This window comes from Jeotgalibacillus proteolyticus, assembly GCF_050107735.1.
Classification (GTDB): Bacteria; Bacillota; Bacilli; order Bacillales; family Jeotgalibacillaceae; genus Jeotgalibacillus; species Jeotgalibacillus proteolyticus_A.
In genome coordinates, this window is sequence record NZ_JBNILO010000011.1 from 67,541 (window position 1) to 91,555 (window position 24,015).

At 42.8% G+C, this 24,015-nt stretch carries 25 protein-coding genes; 6 read left to right on the top strand and 19 right to left on the bottom strand.

The annotated features are described in order from the left end of the window. Positions 1-47 precede the first annotated feature (47 nt). The 3 genes from ACQCT8_RS15730 to ACQCT8_RS15740 form a co-directional block, all read right to left on the bottom strand. A complete protein-coding gene (locus tag ACQCT8_RS15730; protein ID WP_426872638.1) occupies positions 48-902 on the bottom strand; it encodes a hypothetical protein in 855 nt (284 codons plus the stop codon). Then, positions 903-1,604, bottom strand: a complete 702-nt coding sequence (locus tag ACQCT8_RS15735; protein ID WP_426872640.1) for a hypothetical protein — start codon at positions 1,602-1,604, stop codon at positions 903-905. Between the two features lie 457 nt (positions 1,605-2,061). Further along, positions 2,062-3,264, bottom strand: coding sequence for an MFS transporter (locus ACQCT8_RS15740; protein ID WP_426872642.1), 1,203 nt, complete (start codon positions 3,262-3,264; stop codon positions 2,062-2,064). A gap of 341 nt (positions 3,265-3,605) precedes the next feature. Here ACQCT8_RS15740 and ACQCT8_RS15745 point away from each other — a divergent pair, with 341 nt between their 5' ends. Then, positions 3,606-3,932 carry a winged helix-turn-helix transcriptional regulator gene (locus ACQCT8_RS15745; RefSeq protein WP_278241003.1) on the top strand — a complete coding sequence of 109 codons (327 nt, stop codon included), beginning with the start codon at positions 3,606-3,608 and terminating at the stop codon, positions 3,930-3,932. Between the two features lie 79 nt (positions 3,933-4,011). Here ACQCT8_RS15745 and ACQCT8_RS15750 read toward each other — a convergent pair whose 3' ends face one another. From ACQCT8_RS15750 to ACQCT8_RS15800, 11 genes are all read right to left on the bottom strand, one after another. Further along, on the bottom strand, positions 4,012-4,509 hold the full coding sequence (locus tag ACQCT8_RS15750) for a hypothetical protein (protein WP_426872645.1): 498 nt from the start codon (positions 4,507-4,509) through the stop codon (positions 4,012-4,014). Between the two features lie 206 nt (positions 4,510-4,715). Continuing rightward, a complete protein-coding gene (gene modB / locus ACQCT8_RS15755) occupies positions 4,716-5,372 on the bottom strand; it encodes a molybdate ABC transporter permease subunit (protein WP_426872647.1) in 657 nt (218 codons plus the stop codon). Continuing rightward, the gene (gene modA / locus ACQCT8_RS15760) at positions 5,373-6,158 is read right to left on the bottom strand and encodes a molybdate ABC transporter substrate-binding protein (protein WP_426872649.1); all 786 of its coding nucleotides are present in this window, start codon (positions 6,156-6,158) and stop codon (positions 5,373-5,375) included. Between the two features lie 112 nt (positions 6,159-6,270). Then, entirely contained in the window at positions 6,271-6,522 is a 252-nt protein-coding gene (locus tag ACQCT8_RS15765) for a hypothetical protein (RefSeq protein WP_426872651.1), read from the bottom strand. Positions 6,523-6,612: 90 nt separating this feature from the next. Then, a complete protein-coding gene (locus tag ACQCT8_RS15770; protein ID WP_426872653.1) occupies positions 6,613-8,148 on the bottom strand; it encodes a flotillin family protein in 1,536 nt (511 codons plus the stop codon). Between the two features lie 136 nt (positions 8,149-8,284). Next, entirely contained in the window at positions 8,285-8,470 is a 186-nt protein-coding gene (locus ACQCT8_RS15775; protein ID WP_426872655.1) for a hypothetical protein, read from the bottom strand. Between the two features lie 70 nt (positions 8,471-8,540). Continuing rightward, positions 8,541-9,461, bottom strand: coding sequence for a DMT family transporter (locus tag ACQCT8_RS15780; RefSeq protein WP_426872657.1), 921 nt, complete (start codon positions 9,459-9,461; stop codon positions 8,541-8,543). Positions 9,462-9,675: 214 nt separating this feature from the next. Further along, positions 9,676-11,772, bottom strand: a complete 2,097-nt coding sequence (locus ACQCT8_RS15785) for an acyltransferase family protein (RefSeq protein ID WP_426872743.1) — start codon at positions 11,770-11,772, stop codon at positions 9,676-9,678. 318 nt (positions 11,773-12,090) lie between these two features. Continuing rightward, on the bottom strand, positions 12,091-12,672 hold the full coding sequence (locus tag ACQCT8_RS15790) for a TVP38/TMEM64 family protein (protein ID WP_426872659.1): 582 nt from the start codon (positions 12,670-12,672) through the stop codon (positions 12,091-12,093). 132 nt (positions 12,673-12,804) lie between these two features. After that, a complete protein-coding gene (locus ACQCT8_RS15795; RefSeq protein ID WP_426872661.1) occupies positions 12,805-13,437 on the bottom strand; it encodes a hypothetical protein in 633 nt (210 codons plus the stop codon). Between the two features lie 116 nt (positions 13,438-13,553). Continuing rightward, positions 13,554-13,838 (bottom strand): phospholipase, encoded by a 285-nt coding sequence (locus ACQCT8_RS15800; RefSeq protein WP_426872663.1) that lies wholly within the window; start codon positions 13,836-13,838, stop codon positions 13,554-13,556. A gap of 195 nt (positions 13,839-14,033) precedes the next feature. Between ACQCT8_RS15800 and ACQCT8_RS15805 the strand changes: the two genes are divergently transcribed. Then, positions 14,034-15,164 carry a M14 family metallopeptidase gene (locus tag ACQCT8_RS15805; RefSeq protein WP_426872665.1) on the top strand — a complete coding sequence of 377 codons (1,131 nt, stop codon included), beginning with the start codon at positions 14,034-14,036 and terminating at the stop codon, positions 15,162-15,164. A gap of 87 nt (positions 15,165-15,251) precedes the next feature. Here the strand turns inward: ACQCT8_RS15805 and ACQCT8_RS15810 are convergent, their stop codons facing one another. Beyond that, positions 15,252-15,641: an RDD family protein gene (locus ACQCT8_RS15810; protein WP_426872667.1), complete on the bottom strand. Its 390-nt coding sequence runs from the start codon at positions 15,639-15,641 to the stop codon at positions 15,252-15,254. Between the two features lie 120 nt (positions 15,642-15,761). On the opposite strand from ACQCT8_RS15810, the gene ACQCT8_RS15815 reads away from it, so the two are divergent. Further along, a complete protein-coding gene (locus tag ACQCT8_RS15815) occupies positions 15,762-15,932 on the top strand; it encodes a hypothetical protein (protein WP_426872669.1) in 171 nt (56 codons plus the stop codon). Positions 15,933-15,977: 45 nt separating this feature from the next. On the opposite strand, the gene ACQCT8_RS15820 is transcribed toward ACQCT8_RS15815, so the two are convergent. The 3 genes from ACQCT8_RS15820 to ACQCT8_RS15830 all read right to left on the bottom strand — a co-directional run bounded on the left by ACQCT8_RS15820 (position 15,978) and on the right by ACQCT8_RS15830 (position 18,206). After that, a complete protein-coding gene (locus ACQCT8_RS15820) occupies positions 15,978-16,817 on the bottom strand; it encodes a class I SAM-dependent methyltransferase (RefSeq protein WP_426872671.1) in 840 nt (279 codons plus the stop codon). 155 nt (positions 16,818-16,972) lie between these two features. Next, a complete protein-coding gene (locus ACQCT8_RS15825; protein WP_426872673.1) occupies positions 16,973-17,359 on the bottom strand; it encodes a hypothetical protein in 387 nt (128 codons plus the stop codon). A gap of 217 nt (positions 17,360-17,576) precedes the next feature. Then, positions 17,577-18,206: an HAD family hydrolase gene (locus ACQCT8_RS15830; RefSeq protein WP_426872675.1), complete on the bottom strand. Its 630-nt coding sequence runs from the start codon at positions 18,204-18,206 to the stop codon at positions 17,577-17,579. Positions 18,207-18,489: 283 nt separating this feature from the next. On the opposite strand from ACQCT8_RS15830, the gene ACQCT8_RS15835 reads away from it, so the two are divergent. The 3 genes from ACQCT8_RS15835 to ACQCT8_RS15845 all read left to right on the top strand — a co-directional run bounded on the left by ACQCT8_RS15835 (position 18,490) and on the right by ACQCT8_RS15845 (position 23,538). Next, positions 18,490-19,446 (top strand): rhodanese-related sulfurtransferase, encoded by a 957-nt coding sequence (locus ACQCT8_RS15835; protein WP_426872677.1) that lies wholly within the window; start codon positions 18,490-18,492, stop codon positions 19,444-19,446. Positions 19,447-19,649: 203 nt separating this feature from the next. Beyond that, positions 19,650-21,860: a catalase/peroxidase HPI gene (gene katG / locus ACQCT8_RS15840; protein WP_426872679.1), complete on the top strand. Its 2,211-nt coding sequence runs from the start codon at positions 19,650-19,652 to the stop codon at positions 21,858-21,860. 187 nt (positions 21,861-22,047) lie between these two features. Beyond that, the gene (locus ACQCT8_RS15845) at positions 22,048-23,538 is read left to right on the top strand and encodes an FAD-dependent oxidoreductase (protein ID WP_426872681.1); all 1,491 of its coding nucleotides are present in this window, start codon (positions 22,048-22,050) and stop codon (positions 23,536-23,538) included. A 29-nt stretch (positions 23,539-23,567) separates the two neighbouring features. Here the strand turns inward: ACQCT8_RS15845 and ACQCT8_RS15850 are convergent, their stop codons facing one another. Then, positions 23,568-23,882: a hypothetical protein gene (locus ACQCT8_RS15850; RefSeq protein ID WP_426872683.1), complete on the bottom strand. Its 315-nt coding sequence runs from the start codon at positions 23,880-23,882 to the stop codon at positions 23,568-23,570. Between the last annotated feature and the right edge of the window lie 133 nt (positions 23,883-24,015).

The window sequence follows — 24,015 nt, forward strand, 5'->3', positions numbered from 1 at the left end:
CACCATTCCAATTTACTTTCTCTTTCACACCATGCGCAGCCTAAAAGCTATTCTCTCTCAAATACTGCCCCATCCTCCTTCTCCAGGCTGACAGGATGAATGGTAATGGAACCGTCAATGAGGTTATCGTCGCCAAATTCCGCCTCAGGACTTAGCACTATAGTCAAAGACGGGTTTTGTTCATAGCCTTTAAGCGTCACGGCAAAAATTCCATGCTGCTCTGCATCTACTGCCCGGTAATAAAATAGTTCCCCATCGCGGGCATACACAAATTGACTGCCTTCAGCCTGCAGGGCATGTTCGGGCTGGTTGCGATCAACCCATTCCCCCATCAGACCCACGACAGCATTCTGATAGCTGACATAAGAAGAAGGTCTAAAATTGACCACTTCCTGCTGAAGAGAATTCTTATCTGGTGATGCCTGGTACGTAATAACCGCTGTATCTCCGAAGTGCCATTCTATTTTATATGTATCTTCCTTAAGTGTCTTATAGTCTGAGCTTCCAGTCAGTAGATCAGTCTGCCTCCCAAAAATCCATCCCGCTCTTTTCAAGCTGATGGTTTCCTGCTTTCTTGAGCTGTATTCCTTTAGAATCACTTCATGACGTCCGTCCTCTGATCGGTCAACCACAAGATGAACATCCTCTCTGAATACTAAAAAGACCGTTGTACTGACGATCACGATAACCGCTGTCATTCGCACCGTCCATCTTATAAATGAATTTTGTATATAAATGAGAAGAATCATGACAATGATTGTGTAATTAACCAAATAAAATACCCAGTCATAAAGAAGGGTGTAGCCGCGCGGCTTTGCAATTCCAATGAGTACCGCCTGAAATAAAAACAGTAGAAAGCTGCTAACCAGCAGAAGCCATTTTATCTTTCGATTTCGAATCATTCAGACACCTCCGCTCAGCTCAAAATGCCTTAGAATTTCTGTATAAAGCTCATCCCTATTCTCGACTGGGTCCCACGTTACACCATTATTTACACTTCTAAATGCCAAAACAGTCTCATCGTCTTCCGGTACAGCGGCAAGATACCCTGTTCCATCCTCTAAAAAATCAATAAAAAGTTCATCATACCCTTTGTCCAGTGCGCCTGTGGCCGTTCTCGGGACACTACCTACGCTCCAAACTTCTCCACTGTCCCGAGTCGTAATCAACGATAGGTTTTCGACCCCCCGGCCGCCATACACAACAGTTATTCTCTCATCCCTTTGATAGACACTCTGAGCGGAGACCCCGTCCAGGTAATCGCTAATTTTTGCATAGCCCGCCGTCTCGTCGTCCGGCACTCTTACCCATGTATCTCCATTATTTATCGTTACAAATAGAGAATTTTCATAAACAATATAATGATTTTCCGTTTTCACTGGCAGTTTCTGTTCCTCAGTTGAGGGTGCGAGATGAGAGATCATCCTGGAAGGTTCCTGCCTCTGCAGATCCTCCTCTGATATGGTTTCTTCCCGGTATGGTTCCTGTGGAATATAGGAGTCTTCCTTGCTTTGCAGATACTTCATACTTACTTCAAAGGAGGAGTAAGCTAAGGCGATCGCTAATAAAAGCATTCCTGTAACGGCTAGTCGATTTTTTGTCATCTACTCAGCTCCTGATCAAAAATACGTGTTCACTTCCATTCTAGTCATTCAAGAACAGGAGATCAAATCCCTCTTTTTCTTCCATTTCTCATAGGAATCCTGCTACACGCAGGGTACGATCTTTAAGTATGTCTTGACTAATAGATTTCGATAAACTGAAACAAAAGAAGAGCTTGGGACAAAAGTGTCTCAAGCTCTTTGACCAGTTCGCTGCACTTCAGGCGGACCCTTACCGCAGGGACGTCGCTGACCCTCTCCAGACAATTGCCCTGTATAGTCTCACCTTGCCGTCATATCCTGCTGGGAGTCGCCACCTTCCACTCCGCTCTCCTCTTACTATTGATAAATACTTCTTTATTTTTAAATTCTTTTGAGTTTTGTCCCAGCCTCTTCTGGAACCTATTTATTTCAGGAAGAGGTCCGCTCACCTCCTATTTAGGATAACTACTACCCTATATCACGATTCTGTTTCCAGACGCCGGAGCCAGGCTGTCAACGCCACAGCTCCTGCTACCATTACAGCACCGATCCACGGGGTGTGGATTAAGCCGATGCCATCCACTACAAATCCACCGATAAAAGATCCGATTGCAATTCCAACATTGAACGCCGCAATATTCAAAGCAGACGCCACATTTACCGCTGAAGGCACATATTTTTCAGCCAGATTTACCACTAGAATTTGCAACCCTGGCACATTCATGAAAGCAAACAATCCCATAAGAAAAATGGCAATCAGGCCAGCTATTTTAAAGGGAGCTGCAAATGTTAGAAGCACCAGAACAATCATTTGCAGGACAAACATCCAAAACAAAGCTTTCAGCGGGTTTTTATTCGTGGCTTTACCCCCTATGATATTACCGATTGCAACAGCCACCCCATAGGCAAGTAAAATAATGCTGACCCATTTAGAACTGAAGCCTGTTACATTTTCAAGAAGCGGCGTAAGATACGTAAAAGCAACAAACGTCCCCCCATATCCCAAAGCCGTAATGGAAAAGGCCAATAGAAGACGGCCATTTGTTAAAATTTTCAGCTGTTCACTAAATGAAGAAGGAGCTGCTTCTTTTAAATGTTTCGGGACAAGTATGGCACTTGCTGCCATACCGATAAGTCCGAGAAGAGCCACACCAAAAAATGTTGCTCTCCATCCAAACGCCTGTCCGATAAACGTACCAAGCGGAACCCCTGTTACAGTAGCTACTGTAAGCCCTGTAAACATGAAGGCAATAGCACTTGAACGTTTGTGAGAGGGAACTAAATCAGCTGCGATTGTCGCTCCGATTGAAAAGAAAATACCGTGTGAGAAAGCGGTAATAAATCTGGCAATGAGTAAAAGAAAAAAGCTCGAAGATAGTGCTGCCACCAGATTTCCGATGATGAAGACTACCATAAGTGACATAAGAAGTGTTTTTCGGCTTACTTTACTGGTTAATGCCGTTAACACAGGTGCTCCGACTGCCACTCCCATTGCGTAACCGGAAATTAAAAGACCTGCAAGTGTAATCGAAATACCCAGATCATCCGAAATCGTCGACAATAACCCAACTGGTACAAATTCAGTTGTCCCGATGGCAAAAGCACTGATGGCCAATGCCATAAGAGCGGGAAAACCTCCTTTTATCTGTGATTGATCCATTGTATGTGCATGAGAATTCATAAAAGAATTCCTCCCTTATCTAAAATTTTTATTTATATAACCCGGCGGCGCCTGCCGTGCTGTCTTTCTGAATTTGATTATGAGGGGGAAGAAACAAAATAGGAAGTACGTACTTTAAAGTGCTATAGGTACTTTAAAGTTCCTGTTTATTCCCGTTCAAGCCTATCTTTTAAGGGTTTTCATCACAAAATACATCGTTCATTTAGTGATTGGTAATATTTGATAGGATATAAAACGCCTGTATGTCCTATAAAGTGCTTTATAACTTTAAGAATTGATGGTATGATCATCGGGATGATGGAATTATGATAAATGACGTATATAAGAGAGGAAGAAAATAAATGCCTTATAATATACCGGTTGAAGCGACTTTAGAGGTCATCGGAGGAAAATGGAAGGTTGTTATTCTTTGTCATTTGGATAAAGGAGAAAAAAGAACAAGTGAATTGAAACGACTTATGCCTGGCATTACACAGAAAATGCTGACGCAGCAGTTGCGTGAGTTAGAAGCAGATGGCGTAGTCAATCGTCTTGTTTATGATCAAATCCCCCCTAAAGTAGTGTACTCCTTGACGGAATACGGCTGGTCTTTAAAGCCCATTCTTGATGTGATGTGCAGCTGGGGTGAAGCGCATATTGAACATACAGAGCAGGAAGTTGCCCAATAAAAAATCCGAATCCCTTAAAAAGAGATTCGGATTTTTTTATTATGACGTTACAATACTTGATGAGAATCGCAATACAGATTTAGTTATCAACCGGCTGAATTTTCACTTCTTTGTCTTTATCAACGAAGGCATAGGCAATATGAGAATCCGATACCATTAGCGTATCATTTTCAAGCTCCGTCTCTTTTACTAAATCAATCTCATTAATAGAAGAATCATGTACATAGCCGTAGACGACTTTCATTTCATCGTTGATTTCAATATAGTCTGATAGAAATGAGCGTCGATTCAAATTGGACAGATGAGCCGTCCCATCCTGATACACCCAATTCCCTTCACTTTCTTCCTGAAACAGTGCCAGGCCAATACCGCCTCTTTCTTCTTTTTTTAATGAATAAAAAACGAGCATTCCGTAGCTTGTTTCCTTTTCCTTGAGAACGGAATCAAAGTTTTCCTGCCGCTCTTTAATCTGTGCTTCTATATTTTCAGCATCCTCATTTCCAACTAAATAAATGATCAGCAGCGCAAGACCTAAACTTGCAAAAACGGACCAGATGATTATCCTGCTTTTATTCAAAAACTCACTCCTCAATCAGAACATTCTGTATGGTAATTTTACCCTTTCAAATTCACGATAAACACATGTATCTTTACTCATACATTCTCCTTCGTGCATTCGATCTCCTTCCGCACAACCTGAACCATTAAAAACTCTTCCATTTTTCCATTAAATGTAAATCAAAAAAGCAATCAGATTTTCACGAGACAAAATCTGATTGCATACTACGTTCGTATTAGATTGACCAGGATGAGCATAAAAAATGAAAGCCCCACCATACAGGCCACCCATAACCAGGCCAGCTCCATGTTCCCGGAATCGATCGCCGTATAAATGGCCGTGGGAACGGTCTGGGTCCTTCCAGGGATATTGCCTGCAAACATCAGCGTCGCACCAAACTCGCCTAAAGCTCTCGCAAAGCTTAAGATGCCGCCTGCAACAATTCCTTTTACGGCCAGCGGCACCGATACATAAAGAAAGAGCGCGAACTCCCCTGCACCATCGACTCTTGCTGCGCGCTGAATATCTTCATCGATGGACTCAAAACCGGTTTTCGATGATTGATACATAAGTGGAAACGCGACAACAGAAGAAGCGATCACAGCCGCCCACCAGGTAAACATTACTGGCTGGTTAAATAACCATTCGATTGACTGCCCAACTGGACTGTTGCGGCCAAAAATGACAATCAGCAGAAAACCAACGACAGAGGGGGGCAGGACGAGAGGCAAAAGAAAGAAAGTTTCTACAACCGTCTTTCCTTTAAATTTTCTATTTGCCATAAAGTTTCCGAGCAGCAGCCCAACTATTAGGACAAACAAGCTTGATACAGTTGCAATTTCAATTGATAATCGGATGGGTCCCCAAAAATCCTGTGTCATTTATTTAATCAAATCCTTAAACCCATATTCTTTAAATATCTCCATTGATTGATCGTTCTGTATGTATTGATAGAAAAGCGCCGCTTCTTCAGGATAATTCCCCGAGTTCACAACCCCAGCAGGATAAACAATAGGGGTATGATGGTTTTCTCCCGCTTCAGCCGCAATCTCAACTTTTTCTGAACGAATTGCGTCTGTTTTGTACACAATACCCGCATCCACATTATTCGTTTCTACATACGTCAGCACTTGCCTGACATCCTTGGCAAAGATTAAGCTGCTTTCAACCTGATCCCAAACAGATACACTTTCAAGCACCTCTTTCCCGTGGATGCCTGCCGGGACAGAGTCAGGAGTGCCAATGGCAATTCGCTCTGCATGAACAATTTGTTCAAACGACGATAATTCACTTTGCGCCCCTCTTGGCACGATGAGGACGATTTCATTGCCCAGCAAGTCCATCGATTGGTCTGAATCAATCAGCCCCTCTTCCAACAGCGGATCAAATGTTTCTGCTGCAGCAGAGAGAAACACATCGACTGGCGCCCCCTGGGAGATCTGCTGCTGAAGAGTTCCGGAAGAAGCAAAATTATATTGAATGGTTATGTATGAATAGTCACGTTCAAATTCTGTTTTGATTTCTCTCAATGCATCCTGAAGGCTTGCAGCTGCCGAAATGGTCAGCTCAACGGTTTCCTTCTCTTGATTTTCTGTTTCAAACGAGCAGGCCGCTGACACCAGCATGACAAACACAAGCAGGAGCATTGGCCGAATTCGTATCATCATGCTGGTTCTTCCCTTCTAGGTTGGTATAGCTAATTATAGCGAAAGAACATCTGCCAGGACAACGGGAAGTTACTGTACAGTTCCTGTACACGAAAGAAAGCCTATCTCTAGTTCACCAAGCCAATAAGATTGGAATCAAAATGATAGAAAAGATAAGCAGCAAACTGATCTTTTGGTCCAATCGTTTTTCCAGGATGGGAATTTTCCCCTCGAGCTTATAAAAAAGGATTGTAATAACGGTAGCAATCCCCATAAAAGTGAAGTAAGCAGTCCAGCGATTTTCCATTAAAGGGTCCAATCCATAGAAGAACCAGCCGAACATTAAAGCAAGAATTAGTAACTCAAGCAGTGACAACAGCCTCATTTCAATCCCTCCTTCTTTTCAAGTACAAGAAGAGGCTGAGAACATTGAGTCTCAACCTCTTCCATGTTTTCTTTATAAAGTAGATGGTGTTCAGTCTTCCCTTTTCGGCTCCTCAGGCTGCGGTCCCTGAGTTGCAGGAGGCTGGGCATCATTTTGAGCTTCTTGTGCCTTTTCTTTTTCAGTAACAACTGTATGGGTATTTCCGCGGTTCACTACATCCGAAAGAAGCTTGGAAACGTCAATTCCTACAAGTTCCTTTAATGGCTCCTGGAGAGCAACCATGGTCTGAGTGATGCTTTTTCCGTATGCGGACACTCCGTCGCCGTTGCCCGTATCGATAATTTTCACCGAGTCAATATTGGATAATGGCTGAGCAATTTTCTCTGCATAAACCGGCAGCATTTCAATGAGTTTCTCTGCCAGAATGACTTCCCCGTGCTGAGCAATTGCTTCAGTCAGGAGACGTCTTGATTCCGCTTCCGCTTTACCGCGCTCAAGAATAACCTGTGCTTCAGCAAGACCTTCTTCCCGCTTGATTCTCGCTTTTGCTTCCCCGTCAATTTCTGCTTTGCGTGCGTCTGCTTCTGCTTGTCTCGTAACTGTATAGTAGTCAGCATCTGATTTTGCTCTGCGGATTTTGTTTTCTTCTTCTTCGATTTCCACCTGACGGGAACGTTCATACTGCTGGATACGCAGCTCTTCTTCTTTGCGCTTCGCAACCAGACCAAGCTCCTCTTCCTGCACCTGTTTATCAAGCTTTGCTTTTTCAAGCGTATAAGATTGTTCTGATTTTGCACGTGCCCGTTCGGTTTCTTCTTTAATGGCCGCATCCTTCAAATCTTTAATTTTTTGCGCAGCGGCAATTTCCGTCTCTCGCTTGTATTCTTCTTCTTTTGCTTCTTTATCAGAGTTCGCGCGCTGAATTCGTGTTTCTTTTTCACTGTTTGCTTCCGCGATCTCTGCCAGCTTGCGAACCTCGGCAATTCTAGGACGGCCAAGATTTTCAAGATAGCCATTTTCACTGTCAGCATCACGCAGGTCTGTTAAACCAAGTGATGTGATACGGAACCCCATGTCGTCGAGCTGCTTTTGAGCCACGTCTGTTACCTGTGCATTAAACGATTCCCGGTCTTCGTTAATTTGCTCAACCGTCATTTTTGATAGAATCGCCCGTAGGTTCGCACTCAGAACCTCTGAAATTTCTTCTTCCAATTCTTCTGATTTCTTCCCAAGAAACTGCTCAGCATAGTTTGCGATCCCTTTTAGCGTATCGGCAACCTTGACCATTGCAACCGCGTCGGCCACAATCGGAACCCCGCCGTTTGTATACACTCGGGGAGTGGTCAGTTTGAGCTGAAAGGAAGTCAGTTCAACGGGTGTGGCAGTTTGGTGCATTCGTAATAAATGACCGCCGCCGCGGATAATTTTCATTGAACGTCCTTCTAAATCGGTAAATATATTCGTTTCCTTCTCTGTATCTCCCAATTTAGGTCCTGTAATAATAAGTGCCTGATTTGACCGTGCTGTTCTGTAGCGGATTTTGTAGTAAATAAATACGATGACTCCCACAATCGCTAGCACGACTAGAATGGGAACAATTATCGAGAGTGCCTGAAGCATTTCCATTATGTATTTTCCTCCTTTTATTGTTTTTCCAAAGAATCGTCTTCAGAAAAAATAAATGATTCCGACTATATTTACGGAATAAAAGGAGAAAGGTTCCAAATTCTAGTTAACTTTTTCAAACGAATGAAAAAGGAGCCTATTGAAAAATATAAAAAGGGACTAAAACCACACTTACAGATCCCCATATGGCTGTGGCCCAGATCCATCCGACCATGAATTGAGTCGTCGCTTTATTCTTCTTTTCGAATCTCCTTTTTATAAAGACCAGAACAACCAAGCCAAATAGGATAAAGTAGAGTGAAAGCCAAAAAGACACGTTCATTCTTTTCCCTCCTTCGTTTTAAACGTGAAATACCTGTTTATCTTCTGATTAGAACGCTTTGAGTGGGTACTTATGCCTGTTTTCTTTCGAGCGTTTTATCTGCCTGCCTGTTCCATTTCGGCTTTTGATTAGCCAGAAAAACACCAAGGAAAATGACTGCCAAACCCGCCATTAAATTCCTCGAAATCGCCTCTTCCAGCAGAACATGCCCCCAAAGGATTGCCGTCAAAGGAACAAGATACGTTACAGTAGTTGCAAATTCAGCCCCGCCCTCATTAATTAAATAATAGAAAAGAAGATGAGCAATTCCGGATCCTAAACACCCAAGCCCTATCACAGCAGCAATAAACACCGGATCAATTGATTCAATTAATACAGCAAAGAAAGATGGAGTGGTAAGCAGGGCCCCAATTCCGCCGATCGCAGCACCAACGAGCAACGATAAAGCAGTCAGCACGAATACATTCACTTCTTTTAAGTATCTTCTGGAAAATTGAGAAGAAAACCCATAGCAGGCTGCTGCGAGAATCATGGTACCAATCCCGATAAAATGTCCTGAAAAAATCTCCCCAACTTGAAAATCCATCAGGATCAAAATACCAATGAAGCCCAATACAATGCCTCCCCACTGCCGTTTATTCAACAGTACAGAAAAAACAGCAAACCCCATCAAGGCTGTCAGAATAGGCGTTGAGGCATTCAATACTGCAGCAGCACTGCTGGTGATTTCAGTCTGGCTGAGCGCAATCAATCCCCAGGGCAGCCCCGCATTAAACACACCGACTGTAATAATTGCTTTCCATGGGAGTGGACCCGCTTTTTTTACAGGTTTCTTCTTCAGAAAAAGAACAGGAATCAGGATAACAGCTCCTGCAAGACACCTGACAAAAACGGTCCCCCACACACCCGCACTTGAAATCAATTCTTCTATAAAGACAAACGAAAGACCCCAAATTAAACTTAATAGTATAAGTGCCCCATATAGCTTCATGGTGATTCTCCTTATCCGTTTACGTTATTCTCTTTGTGATTTATTAAAAACAATTACTCTCTTATTCATTCATATTAGGTCTGTATTTATATACCATAGAAAAGCTTCTTTTCTTATTGTACAATAAATACCCATTACAAGAACCTGCTTAAATTGATAATCGCTTGTAATATAAAAAAGACCGAAACAAATTGTTCCGGCCTCTCATTCATAATTAATTTGTCGTTAGATCAGATTCATCTGTATTTGCTGCCTTATTTGTTCCTTCCAAAGCTTCCATGATCTTATCTTTCATGATGGGGGCGAACGTTCTGGAAAAAGTGGCTGTTAAATGATTTCTATCAAAATAAGAAATTACATTACCAACAATATAGTAGCAGTATTCTTCATCACACATATAGTCAGTTACATCCATTGTTGTCACATTATCAGGCAGCGACTCTACCATGGATAATGGTCTTGGATCTCTGACGACTACATCACGATCCTCTTTACATACCTCCGGATTATCTACATGATCACTTATACAATCCAGGACATTTTCGCTAAACCATGGGGTATCACTAATTAAAAAAAGTGGAATATCGTGTGACTCAAAAAACTCCCATGCTTCGATAAAACCAGCCGGCACTGCGTCAAACCGTTCCAATTTACTGCCTACGTCACCAACAGAAAATATTAAATCCGGTTTGTCATTCACGATTTCCTCCATCACATTTGCAAACCATTGGTCACATTCAGTATAGCTTGATTCTACTTTAGTAGTGAATCGGCAGTTTCCTTTAAGATAGGTTCTTATTCTAATATTTTCATCTTTTGCAATTTCATTTAGCATTGGCTGCCAATGGGCAGCATGCGAACCACCTGCTAGGGCAATGGTTTTAGTGAAATTATCTACGTCACCGTACTCGCAAATTTTGACATCCGTTTTACCACCGCCTAGAAGACATTTATCCGCATATATGTCTGCTAAGTCATTACTAGCATTTTCCAAAGCAGGTAAGAAGCCTTCTTCAAATTCTATATCCCCTTGCAGATGGTTTGAATATAATTTGATTAACGCACCAGGATTTGAAGGAACAACCACTGCCTCTTCTTCTATATTGTCCGAAACGTCCGCGTCTTCCACTACAATATCTAAAGGACCAGAAACATCGTCTGCTTCTTTTTGCTCTAATACATTATTTTGATAAAACTGAGCTGAGACGAGCAATATGCTCGAGAAAACAAGGATGGCCCCAGCAGTCTTCCACACTGAAATGTCTGCTGTTCGAACCGGTTTCTCCACAAGCCTTATCGTTAAATAAGCCAGGACTGCTGCAGCTAACATAATGGCTAATCCGTATGCAATTGAAACTTCTTCTACATCAAAATATGCGTAATAAAAAATTAATAGAGGCCAATGCCAAAGATAAAATGCATATGAAATCCCACCGAATTTAACAAAAGGCTTCCAGCTTAATACTTTATATGCACTAAAACGTTCTGCGTGATTTCCTGCAATAATAATGAACACTGCTGATAAAACAGGCCATAATGCTGCATAACCCGGGAATACATCTGATACCTGAAACAGTATTCCACCACTAAGTAAGCCAATTAATCCAGCCCACCCCATAATCCACGCAAGTGATTTCTTTACAGTAATTCTATGAATGACCAAAGATAGAATTCCGCCAATACCAAACTCCCATACTCGTGTAAAGGTATGATAGTATGCAACTGGTTGATTCACGCTTGTTAAATAAATTGAATAAGCCAGTGAGGCCAAAATGACAATACTGATTGTAAAAATAAGTACTTTTTTCATTTCAATTTTTACTAGTTTTCTTAAAGAGACTGCAACAAAAAACAGGATCAGCCACAGCAAGTAAAATTGAAACTGTATGCTCAATGCCCAAAAATGCTGATAGGGTGAAGCATCATTATTTTGTGCTAAATAATCAACTGCATCGATCGCCAATCGCCAGTTTTGAAAATAAAAAGCAGATGCTGAAAATTCACTTAAAACTTGGTATCTTGTAAAAAGCGGCAGCAGAACCAAGCTTGCTAGAAAGGTAATAATACCAATTACCCATGCAGTTGGTATCAATCGCTTTAGCAACTTTACGATATACGAAAAATACATAATCTTTCCGTTTCTCTGATACATGGATAATAGAGAAGTAGTTATCAAAAATCCAGAGACTACAAAAAATACATCGACCCCTCCAGAAACCCGGTTAAACCAAATATGATAAATGGCAACCAGTATGGCAGCTACAGCGCGCAAACCTTCCAGCTCCGCGCGAATCTTTCTTTGAGTAGGCACGTCCTGCAAATAATTTCACTCCCATTACAGTGATAACAAACACGTTGCTTATAGTACCATATTTAATACATCTTGTCATAATATGTATGTATATTTTATTGTTTCTTGAAGAATTTTAGAGTAATTAGGTGTTCTATATGTTAGAGCATCAATTATCTTTCTTATTCTGTTAAGAATAATTAAGTAATTTTCACTATTTTAAGAAGGCGTTATTCTTAAAGATTAGAGCCTATCCTTTCCACACCATCAATGGATTGCAAAATGCATAGCACAAGTGATTTCCATCAAGTTTTGTCGTTCTGCTAATCCATATATCTGCTACTTTGAGTGAGATGACACCCTGACAGATACAAAGATTAGTACCAAGGCAATAGCTGTCACTAACCAAATCATATTCTCATTTACAAGCAGCAGCTGATTTGCACCAAACGCTTCAAATGCAACAGCCGGTATTTTCCCTATAGCACTGGCCGCAAAAAAAGATAATGCGCCCATTGAACTTGTTGCTGCCAGCAATGTCACAAGTCCTGATGGCATTAAAGGCAGCAAGCGCAGGCCGAGGACTAAACCAAATGCTTTTATACCTTTCAACTGCTCAAATCGTTTAAACCACTTAACATATTTGGTTTTTCCTCGCTCTTTTAATAACAGAATACCTTTTTTATATAGATAAAAGCTGACAATTGCCCCTAAAACCTCTCCAGCAAATGAAAGAAACAAGCCCTGCTCAAAACCAAAAAAAGCAATATTCGCTGTTGTAAGAAAGAAACTGGGTATAATGGCGAACACACTGATCACTACATTTGCCAGCAGGCTGATTCCAATAGCCAGCGAAGGATGCTGTTGAAGCCACTCTATTAAAATCGTATCCAGGTTTCTTTCACCCTTTCTAAAGATCACTCCGTAATTATTTTACACAATAACAGGTTAATTGAATGAGAAAATTTTCGGCAAAAGCATAAAATTTAAGAAGCCCTCTTCCGTTAGGAGAAGGGCAGAATTCAATTCATGTTTTTTTATATTTCCCTCAGTTCATCTTTTGACTGGATCATTTAAGCATTTAACATACTCTTCAGCTAAGTCCTCTATAATTTGATCCCGTTTTTTAATCAACAGGGGAAGAATATGATAGTAATCATAGCCGTTGGAGTGCAGCTTTCCGAATGTAGGAATCTTAGAATCTTTCACATGATTCAGCCACTTTTCCTTTCTTACAGATAAATGCCGATAACTTGTTTTATGAATGCCCCAACCGTAACACATCCACGGGTGCTGTTTGAGTTCTTCTAAGAGAGGAAGTTCATTTAGAATGGTCGTATCCTGCAGCTGAGAGATTGTCTCATACAAATTTATAGCTGATTTACTATTTGGATTCTTAAATGAAAACAGATTATAAATTTGCACTCTTCCGTCCATCGGCTTACTCTCATTGATTCTGCTGACCAGCCTACCAATCTGCCTCATTGTTGGGTCCACTTTAAGCTCGTACACTTCTTCTGCATTTGTAAAGCCGCTCTTTTTTAAGGGTTCTGAACTTCCCGGGTTTAATAATAGAAAGCTGCCTAAAGAATTTGTTCCTTGCCCCCACTGAAGAAATGCCGAGGTCCTGAATGTGTATCCTTTTTCCTCCAAAAAAGAGCCATATGCTCTATACAAATTGTTCATACTCTACCTCCCTGTCCTTTCATCACCTGTAATCACAGACGTATAGATAGTCTTCTACTTTCAAACAAAAAAACCTTTTTATTACAACTATTGTAATGAAAAGGTTAAATTCCTCTCTATCTTCCCCCGCAAGTAAACGCCATTCTAAACTTGATAAAGTCATACATTAAAGCTGCTTTTCTGCCTTGTTCTGTATGGGGGTTTGCATGTTTCGCCAGCTGCTCGAGAAAAGCACGGTCGCATTCGCATCTCGAGCCGCCCCGCCCATAGCATTCGTCGTGTGCTTTGCAGCAGGCATCGACTTCGTTAACTGGTGCTCCGGGACCGCTGCAACCGGGTCCGCACCAGTTGTATCCCGGAAAGAGGCACAGGCCTGGCCGGTTTCTTCTTCTATCCATCATCTTTCACTTCCCCTATTTAACGGTACTGCTTTACTATATGCATGGATCCGGAATCTGCCTTGTGTGGCTGCCTATTTGAAAGTCTTAATTTTCTATGCTTACAAGAATTTGCACTTTCTACGGGGTAATGTTTCAGGATTCAACTTAAGTGGAAAGCTATGTAATAAGAAGAATGATGAGGAGAGGATCTGTCCAATGAAGGCAATTGATGAGTATTTTCCAAAAACCTATGAAGAATCACGCGAGGTTTTTCGCAAGAACTTTGACATCATAAAAGCACTATGGCCAAATGCGGAGCTGACTTCGCACTCAATCGGAAAAGAAGAAGACAACACGATTGATATGATCTACGCTGAGGGTACTGAAACGAATGAACGCGTACTGTTTATGACTTCAGGCGAGCATGGAATTGAAGGCTATGCAGGAGCTGCGATGCTTGATGTGTTCGCCAGTGAGCTTGCAGACTTAGTCGATGCTAAACGGACAGGCATCTGCTTAATTCATGCACTGAACCCCTGGGGAATGAAGCATTTCAGACGCGTGACAGAAAACAATGTAGATTTAAACCGAAATTATTTAGTTGATTCAAGCATGCCTGAAGACATAAATAAAGAATATGAACGTTTACTTAAGCTATTTCTTCCGGATGGCAAGATTAAAAGCTACCTGGTAGAAGAGTCAGAAATTCGCAATCATATGTCAAAAGGCGTTGTTGCAGAAGGCTATAGCGGTCTGATGGAGGCAAAAGGCATGGGGCAGTTTGAATTTCCTACAGGGGTTTATTATGGAGGAAAAGAAAAAGAAGAGTCTGCCATCTTTTTAAGTTCCATTCAGCGAAAACTGTTGTCTACATTCAGCAAAGTTATACACATGGACTGGCACACTGCTCTTGGACCAACTAAGGAAGTCACAATGGTCATGAGCGAAACCGATGGCCGCAGTGAAAAAGAGCTGAAGAAGGAATACGGGCTGAGAAATGTAAAAACATTTAGCCCCGCTGATGTGAAAGGCGATTCAACCAATCATTTCTATGAAATCAAGAACCTTGAGTTTCCCCAAACAAGGCTCTTCTCTGCTCTTTTTGAATTTGGCACCTTTGGGACAAGCATGTCAGCCACCATTCGTGAATTCTTAACGATCACGCTTGAAAACAGACTTTATCATGAGGGAGCAGAGCACGAAGAAGACCGCCAGAAAATTCTCAGCGAATTTAAAGCTATGTTCTACCCGGATGAACATGATTGGAGAATGGCTGTTCTCACAGAAGGGCGGAATGCGATAAAAGGAGTCTTTCAAGCAGAAGGTCTTTACACAATAAGAGGATAAATAGAAAATAAACTAATCTCCATTCGCCTTGTGAATGGAGATTTTTCACTTTAAATATCTGCGGGATAGACGTAAGCTTTGTCTCCGTTATCGTTCTCTGACAATGGTACCGGCAAAGACATCGTGAGGAAGAACAGCTCCTGCTTCTCCTTCAAATGAAACGCGGTTCTTCCACAAGTCCAGCGTGCTTTTCGTGTCCCGGTACAGTAATCTCTTAACTATTTGTTCCGTCGTTAGAGCCGAGCCTTCCACGCTTTCAAGTGCAAGCCCCATTTTTTTATAGCCGATTGTCTGGCCGCCGCAATGAAGCTGGGCGTACTCAAGTCCCCACATCACAACAGTTGGAGTAACGAGCGCATGAACCAGTTCGTTTTTCACTTTTTTACGGAGAAGATATTCAACCCCCGCTGTCACGACACTTGAGATGGCCAGATCAATTAAAATAGCTTTCGTGCGTTTCTTCGTTAACGATTCCATAAAAGCCCTCCTAATATTTCTAATTATTTCCTCAGTATAGCAAATTCATTGCGTCAGGCAATAGAAATAACCCGTCCAGTCTCACCCGACTCAATATGTGAAGTAAGAGGAGGCAGTGTCATGACTCTGCTTGAAGCGTTGTTTTTTATTTATCCCGCCATTCTGGCTGTATTACTGTATCAAAATCAAAGGAAAAACAGAGCCTTACTTTCACTCGCTACGTTCATAAGCAGCGTGCCGGCTCTGCTAATCTTTTTGATCATGATGAGGATCATCAATACTTTATTCTAAAGGAAAAGGCTGGAACGTCCTGTTCCCAGCCTCTCCTTACGTCTACTATTTTTCATTCCGCACAGATAAAAAAAAGCGGTGCTCGAGGGTTTCAATAAATCCCCTTTCAAGCAGCATCTCCTGCAGGCTTTTTAATCGCTCAAAATGAGTTTCCACTGAAAAACCCGGAAACTCCCATTCCAGGATTTTCGCATAATAGACGATCGCTGCCACATCATAAAAGCGCATAAAAGGAAATGCTTCATTTTGGGCTTCTATACTAAACCCATGAGCCAAAAATTTTTGCTTTTCGTTTTGCAGAAAAAGGCCAGGGTATTCCGGTTGAAAATCTTCAATTAAAAACCGGGATAGCCACTCATTATTTCGGCCGCCTACCTGCTGAGTAATAAAACGGCCGCCTGGTTTTAAGATACGTCGTACTTCTGAAATGTCATAGGCTTCGTGACGGTTAATAACCAGATCAAATGCATTGTCGTCAAAAGGCAGCGCTGCATCCTCAACCACCTGCTTCACCTTAATGCCAAGCGGTGCAAGCTTTTCCTTGCAAAGCTTTACATTTGGCTCCCATGCTTCCGTAACCGACGTATTGTCATACGGATGTCCGAGCTCCAGTAAAAATTCGCCGCCGCCCGTTCCCATATCCAGCAGCTGAGCTTCCGGCTTTATATGAGACAAAACGACTTCTTTGTACTCCCATGGCAGTAAATCTTCTGACACACTTGCCGCAATTCTTGAAAAATCCCATCCGGTAAAACCCGCTTTCTGGGCTTCCATCCATTCCTTCTTTAACTCTTTTCCTCTCATTTCTGCCACTCCATTTCCTATTTTTTCAACATACAGAAATGGCACAGCAGTCTGACAGCCTTCTATTCTAACGCTTGGCACAATCTGCTATCAGATCTACTGCACCAAGCCGTTACCTCGAATCCATCCCATAGATGGCCACCCCTTTCAATCTCGCAAAATATTTAAATAGAACGATTTCTATAGACTGTTCAAAAAAAGCACATATCCCTTCAAGGAATGTGCCCAACGTATACTTAATCTGTTTCCTCTATTTCCAAAAGCTCGTGTTCTCCGGTGTCTCCGATATAAATCGGGCCATTGGCGTGATCAATCCGGATCGCCCATTCGTAAGGGACAGACAGTCGTCTGCACACGCCTCTCCAAAATGCGCTTGAATCCGTTTCAAACTCACTAAACTCTTTTAAAATCTCCTTATAGGAAACCCCGTCAAAACGAATATTCATGTCCTGCAGTCTCATAAAAGCCATATGTCTGATTTCAAGTGCAGCGGCTGTTTCCATTTCTTCTTCTGTTGCTTCTCCAATAATGGTTCCCGGAGGAGGCAAAATAGCATAAACATTTTCTGTTTCTTCAATAGGGTCGTGATTTCCAAACAATTTAGAGCCCTTTCGATTGCGCATGGATTCAACTCCCAAAGCATTTACATTGAGTATACCCGATCTAAAAACAGAATGTAAACGCTCTTTTTCCTCGACTCTCTACATGCTTTGCAGGATTCTCATTACGCCTTCACTAATTTCAATTAAAATGTATAGAGGAACGCCTATCACAAGCAAAACACATCCCAGACAAAAGAACACACCAACGGGTTTTCAAATCGGATTCCCTTTCATCCACTTACCCCTTAAAAGTCTTAAGCAACTCAGGGAGCTCTGCCAATCCATTTATTTTCTCCTCAAAATCCTCCACCTCGCCAAACCCGTACGCAGCGTAAATAAAGGGAATTCCAGCGGCGCGGGCAGCATTGCGGTCTCCCTGTGTGTCCCCTACATAAACCGGATTTTTCAACCTATTTCGCTGCATGATCAACGAAATGTTCTCACCTTTTGACAGACCGGTTCTTCCTGGATTTTCAAAATCGGTGAACAAGTGATCAAGTTTATGATACTGATAGAATGCTTCAATATAGCCATCCTGACAATTGCTGACGATAAAAAGACGGTAGGATTTATGCAATTCTTTGAGGGTGTTTTCCAGTTCCGGGTACAGCTCTCCCCCATGCTCTGCTACATACGGATTCTCAATCGCTATGCAGTCGTCCATCATTTTTATTTGCTCCTGTTCATTTAATTCTGTAAATAGAATTTTCGCAATCTCGTGCATTTGAAGTCCCATTGTTTTGGTCAAATCTTCTGTCGTCAGCACTTTATTGTAGCCCTGCTCTTTTAAGGCCTGGTTCCATGATGTCAGAACGGTTTCTCTCGGATCCCATAGAGTGCCGTCGAGGTCAAAAATGATACTGTCCATTAAACATTCTCCTTTATTTATCAGATGTTCACCTTTACCCTTTTACCACCGGTCTATATCCCCGACTCTCTCTTTTCTTAAAAAAGATCCCTTAGGACCAAGGAACAAAGAAAATTTGCTGTAAAGTTTGAAAAACTGGTGACGGTCCATACTGGTTAGTAGAAAATGGCCGTATTTCCTGATCGTTTACTCTTTACTGCACTGCCACAAATAAGGTAAAGTAAAAGACGGTTCAAACCCATCAGGTTATTCCTGCAAAATAAAATGATAGGTGGAAAAAAAAGTGAATTATCGAGTTTTATTATATTATCATTACACAACAATTGAAGACCCGGCTGCTTTTTCTGAAGAGCATTTGGCTTATTGTAAAGAACTCGGTCTCAAAGGCCGTATTTTAGTTGCGAACGAAGGAATAAACGGGACTTGCTCAGGTACGATTGAGCAGACTGAAGCCTATATGGAAGCAATGAAAAATCATCCTCTTTTTGAAGGAATTGTTTTTAAAATAGATGAGGCTGAAGGGCATACCTTTAAGAAAATGCATGTCCGTCCCCGTCCGGAGCTTGTTCATTTAAGTCTGGAAGATGATATAAACCCAAATGAATTAACGGGGAATTATTTATCTCCAAAAGAATTTTACGAAGAAATGCAGCGTGAGGATACTATTGTACTTGACGCTCGAAACACATATGAATATGATGTTGGTCATTTCCGCGGCGCCATCCGGCCAGACGTGGAAACATTCCGCGATCTGCCAAATTGGGTGCGTGATAACCGTGAACTGCTGGATGGCAAACGGGTCCTCACCTATTGTACAGGGGGCATCCGCTGCGAAAAATTTTCCGGCTGGCTGGTGCGTGAAGGCTTTGAAGATGTGGGCCAGCTGCACGGCGGCATTGCGACATACGGAAAAGACCCTGAAGTAAAAGGACAGCTATGGGACGGTCAAATGTACGTGTTTGATGAGCGCCTGACGGTTCCGATTAATCAGGTTGAACATGTGGTGGTTGGAAAAGATCACTTTGACGGCACACCATGCGAACGATATATCAACTGCGCGAATCCTGAGTGTAATAAACAAATTATTACATCAGAAGAAAATGAAGCCAAGCACCTTGGCGGATGTACGATGGAATGCACCAAGCATGAACGCAACCGCTATATTGTGCGTCATGAGATTTCTGAAGAAGAAGCCGCTTCCCGCATCGCGGAACTGGAAAAAGAATTGACAGCTAAATAAGTAAGAATGCCGGAACCTCACATAAAGTGGGGTTCTTTTTTTTGCCTATCATTTTCAATGATAGAAGGAATTGAGAATGAATGAAAACATTTCTCTTTACTTTCTCTTCCCTAGTTTATTATAATTATAAAGTAAGAACGATTATTAGACGATTATTTATAAAATTTATTTACTATATTACTATTTCGGGAGGAGATCGAAGAATGGATCACAACGAAAATAACAATGCTGGGAAATGCCCTTTTTCTGAAGGACAATCTCAAGAGAAAACGCATGAAGAAAGTGCGATCACAACCGCAAAGGTAGGAACCTCCAATAAAGACTGGTGGCCGAATCAATTAAACCTCCACATCCTTCATCAGCATGATAAAAAGACGAACCCTATGGGAGAAGATTTTGATTATGCTGAGGAATTTAAGAAACTGGATTATGAAGCATTGAAAAAAGATCTTCATACGCTGATGACAGACAGCCAGGACTGGTGGCCTGCTGACTACGGCCATTATGGTCCATTTTTTATTCGTATGTCCTGGCATGCAGCCGGTACGTATCGAACAGGAGACGGACGCGGCGGCGGTGCAACAGGTCAGCAGCGATTTGCTCCATTAAACAGCTGGCCGGATAATGCCAATCTGGATAAAGCACGACGTCTGCTTTGGCCGATAAAGCAAAAATACGGAAATAAAATTTCATGGGCTGACTTACTTGTTTTAACCGGGAATGTGGCGCTTGAATCTATGGGCTTAAAGACATTTGGTTTTGGCGGCGGGCGCCCGGATGTCTGGCACCCTGAAGAAGATATTTACTGGGGGAACGAAAAAGAATGGCTTGGTGACAACCGCTACTCAGGCGACCGTGAGCTGGAGAATCCTCTTGCAGCCGTTCAAATGGGACTGATTTATGTGAATCCTGAAGGTCCTAACGGCAAGCCCGACCCGCTTGCAAGTGCACGTGATATTCGGGAAACCTTTGCCCGCATGGGAATGAACGACGAAGAAACCGTTGCGTTAACAGCTGGCGGCCATACATTTGGCAAAGCGCACGGCGCAGGAAATCCTGAAAAAGTAGGCGCTGCACCTGAAGCAGCTGATATTGAAACACAGGGACTCGGCTGGCTGAGTTCTCACGGCAGCGGTAAAGGACGCGATACCATCACAAGCGGGATCGATGGGGCATGGACTGCAAACCCTACGCAATGGGACAACGGTTATTATGATCTGTTATTTGGCTACGAGTGGGAGCTGACAAAGAGCCGTTCAGGCGCCTATCAGTGGACGCCAGTCAATCCTAAGGACGAGGATCTTGCACCGGATGCAGAAGATGCGTCTATCAAGGTTCCTACGATGATGACTACAGCTGATATGGCCATGCGCATGGACCCTGATTACGAAAAAATTTCGCGCAGATTCCATCAAAATCCGGATCAATTTGCTGAAGCTTTCTCCCGTGCCTGGTTTAAACTGCTTCACCGCGACATGGGACCAAAGGATCGCTATCTCGGTCCGGAAGTTCCTGAAGAAGAATTGATCTGGCAGGATCCAGTGCCGAAGGTTGACTACACCCTTACGGAAAAAGAAGTGAACGAACTTAAAGAAACGATCCTGAACTCAGAGCTGACAGTAAGTGAGCTTGTGACAACTGCCTGGGCATCTGCGAGCACGTTCCGCGGCTCAGATAACCGTGGCGGCGCAAATGGCGCCCGCATCCGTCTTGCTCCACAAAAAGACTGGGAAGCAAACGAACCTGAACAGCTGGCTAAAGTCTTATCTGTCTATGAAAACATTCAAAAAGGACTTGATAAGAACGTCAGCATGGCTGATTTAATCGTGCTCGGCGGAACGGCTGCAGTAGAAAAAGCAGCAAGAGACGCCGGAGTTTACCTTTCCATTCTATTTACTCCAGGACGCGGCGATGCCACACAGGAGCAAACGGATGTAGACGGCTTTGACGTACTGGAGCCAGTTTCTGACGGCTTCCGCAACTATCAGCAAAAAGAATACAGTGTCAGCCCGGAAGAAATGCTTGTAGACAAAGCACAGCTGTTAAACCTTTCAGCACCTGAAATGACAGCACTGATTGGCGGTATGCGTGTACTTGGAACAAACCACGCGGGCACAAAGCATGGCGTGTTCACCGACCGCGTCGGAACGCTGACAAACGATTTCTTCGTGAACCTGCTTGATATGGGGATCGAGTGGAAACCAGCAGGCTTTAACCTGTATGAAGGACGAGACCGCAAAACAGGAGAAGTCGTTCGCACAGCTACACGCTTTGACCTTGTATTCGGTTCAAACTCTGTCCTGCGAGCGATTGCGGAAGTTTATGCACAAGACGACAACAAAGAAAAGCTTGTTCGTGACTTTGCAGCAGCATGGGTGAAAGTAATGAATGCGGATCGGTTTGATCTGAACTAAGAGCTTAATCATCCGTCTAAAAACAGCAAAATAATCAATAAATGTTACTAAGCAGGAGCCTCCCTTTTGGAAGCTCCTGTTTTTTCATTTATCTTAAACAGCCATTTCACTCTTTTTCCAACGCACTCAAAATTGATCGCCGAGATCGTGGCATTTACAATTTAAATTAATTGGGGGGGAACGGCAAATGGCGAAAAAAGAAATCATTGTAGTTGGTGGCGGAATAGGCGGACTTACAGCAGGCGCCATGCTTGCTCAGGCTGGATGCCGCGTGACGATCCTCGAAGCTTCAAGAGAATGGGGTGGATGCGCCGGAAAATTCCAGCGTAATCAATTTCTATTTGCAGCCGGAGCGACACTTGGCATGGGGCTTGAAAAAGGCGGAATTCATGAGAGAATCTTTCGTCATTTAGGGATTAAACTCCATGCAAAGAGGCTTGATTCTGTGATGAAAATAAAGCAAGGTGACCGCACGTTAACGTTTTATGCAGACCGGCGCCGCCACGTTCAGTCACTTCAGCAGGCGTTCCCTCAGAAAAAGAACGAGATTGCTGCATTTTATGAAGAGGTTTATCAAAAAGCAGCGAAGATCCGCTTACTTATGAAGAAGCTTCCCATCCTGCCAGTGAAAACAGGTAGAGAGGCGTTTGAACTTCTCTCTTCCCTTCGTCCAACCCACGTGTCCTTAACACCGGACTTTTTTAAAACGATAAGCTCGCTTTTAAAAAAACATGATTTGCATACCTGCCGTGATTTTGTTTCTTTTATTGACGGTCAGCTGATTGACAGCATGCAGACGACAAGCAGGGATTGTGCGCTTCTCATGGGGGTACTCGCTCTGGATATTTATCATGAAGGTGCTTATTACGTGCCCGGAGGATTGTATCAGTTTGCATATGAGCTGGTGAATGCGGCAAAACGAAATGGCGCTCAGGCCATTCTTGGGCGGCGGGTAACCTCTATAAAAAAAGTCGGGGATTACTTTGAAGTTGAAGACCAACGCGGCAATATCAGAAGCGCTGACCATGTTATCTGCAATGCTCCGATTCAAGCCGTTTCAAATCTATTGGACCAGCCGTCCTATCATCAGCTTTCCTCCGGATTAAAAAAACGGGCAAAAAAGGATACATGGGGCACCATGACCGCCTATCTGTCTTTAAAGGATGCTTATTTGCCTGCTGACTTCCCGCTGTTTCAGCAGCTGATGAACCCAGATGGCAATGGACATGATGAAGGCGACCACTTATTTTTATCGATTTCTGATCCCCACGACCGTCTGCGCGCACCTGAAGGCTATCGCACGTTAACCGTGAGTACACATATTAACCTCGACCACTGGAAAAACGATGAGCAGTACGAGGAAAATAAAATCCTTTTCACTGAAAAAATGCTTCAAACCATTCGAGGTTATTATCCTTCAATTGATGAGGCGGTTGTGGAGCTGTATCCTGGTGCGCCTAAAGCCTGGGAGCGGTTTACACATCGTCCTTCAGGCATGGTCGGCGGGTTTCCGCAAACCAGGTCGCATTCTCTTTTTCTCAGTCTGTCCCACCGCACATCCCTTAAAAATTTCTGGCTTTGCGGAGACTCTATATTCCCGGGCGGCGGCACCATTGGCGTATCAGTCAGCGGCTACCACTGCTTTCATTCCATTACCGGGCGTAATCTGATCCAATAGTGGCGGCAGAAAACAGGCGGCCTTTCACCTCATGCCGCTTCTTTCTTCTGCCACATCACATAGTTGTATGCTGCCTGTGCAAAGGTAAGGAGCAGAAACAGGATTGTGATCAAGATTGTCATCCCTACGCTCAATTCCAGCATCCAATACAGTAGATAAGTTGCTATAAAAACAAAAGGAATGCTCCACAACGTCCTGATCATTTTTCTTCTGTAACTAAGCTTGTAATATAGCAATGCACTTCCCTTATCCACTTTTTCTTTCCCTTTGTACCTGGAAGACAAAATAATGATTATTAAAGTAGAAACACTGAAAGAAATAATGAAACTGAGAAGCAAATACATTCAATTCCCTCTTTTCCATGCTAATTTTCCATTAACGGTTCTCTGCCTCTATTCAATACCCTTATTTTTACATGTTCACACTCATTTGTTACTAAATTAAATACCCGCCCCTTCACCGATCAGGACGGGTTTG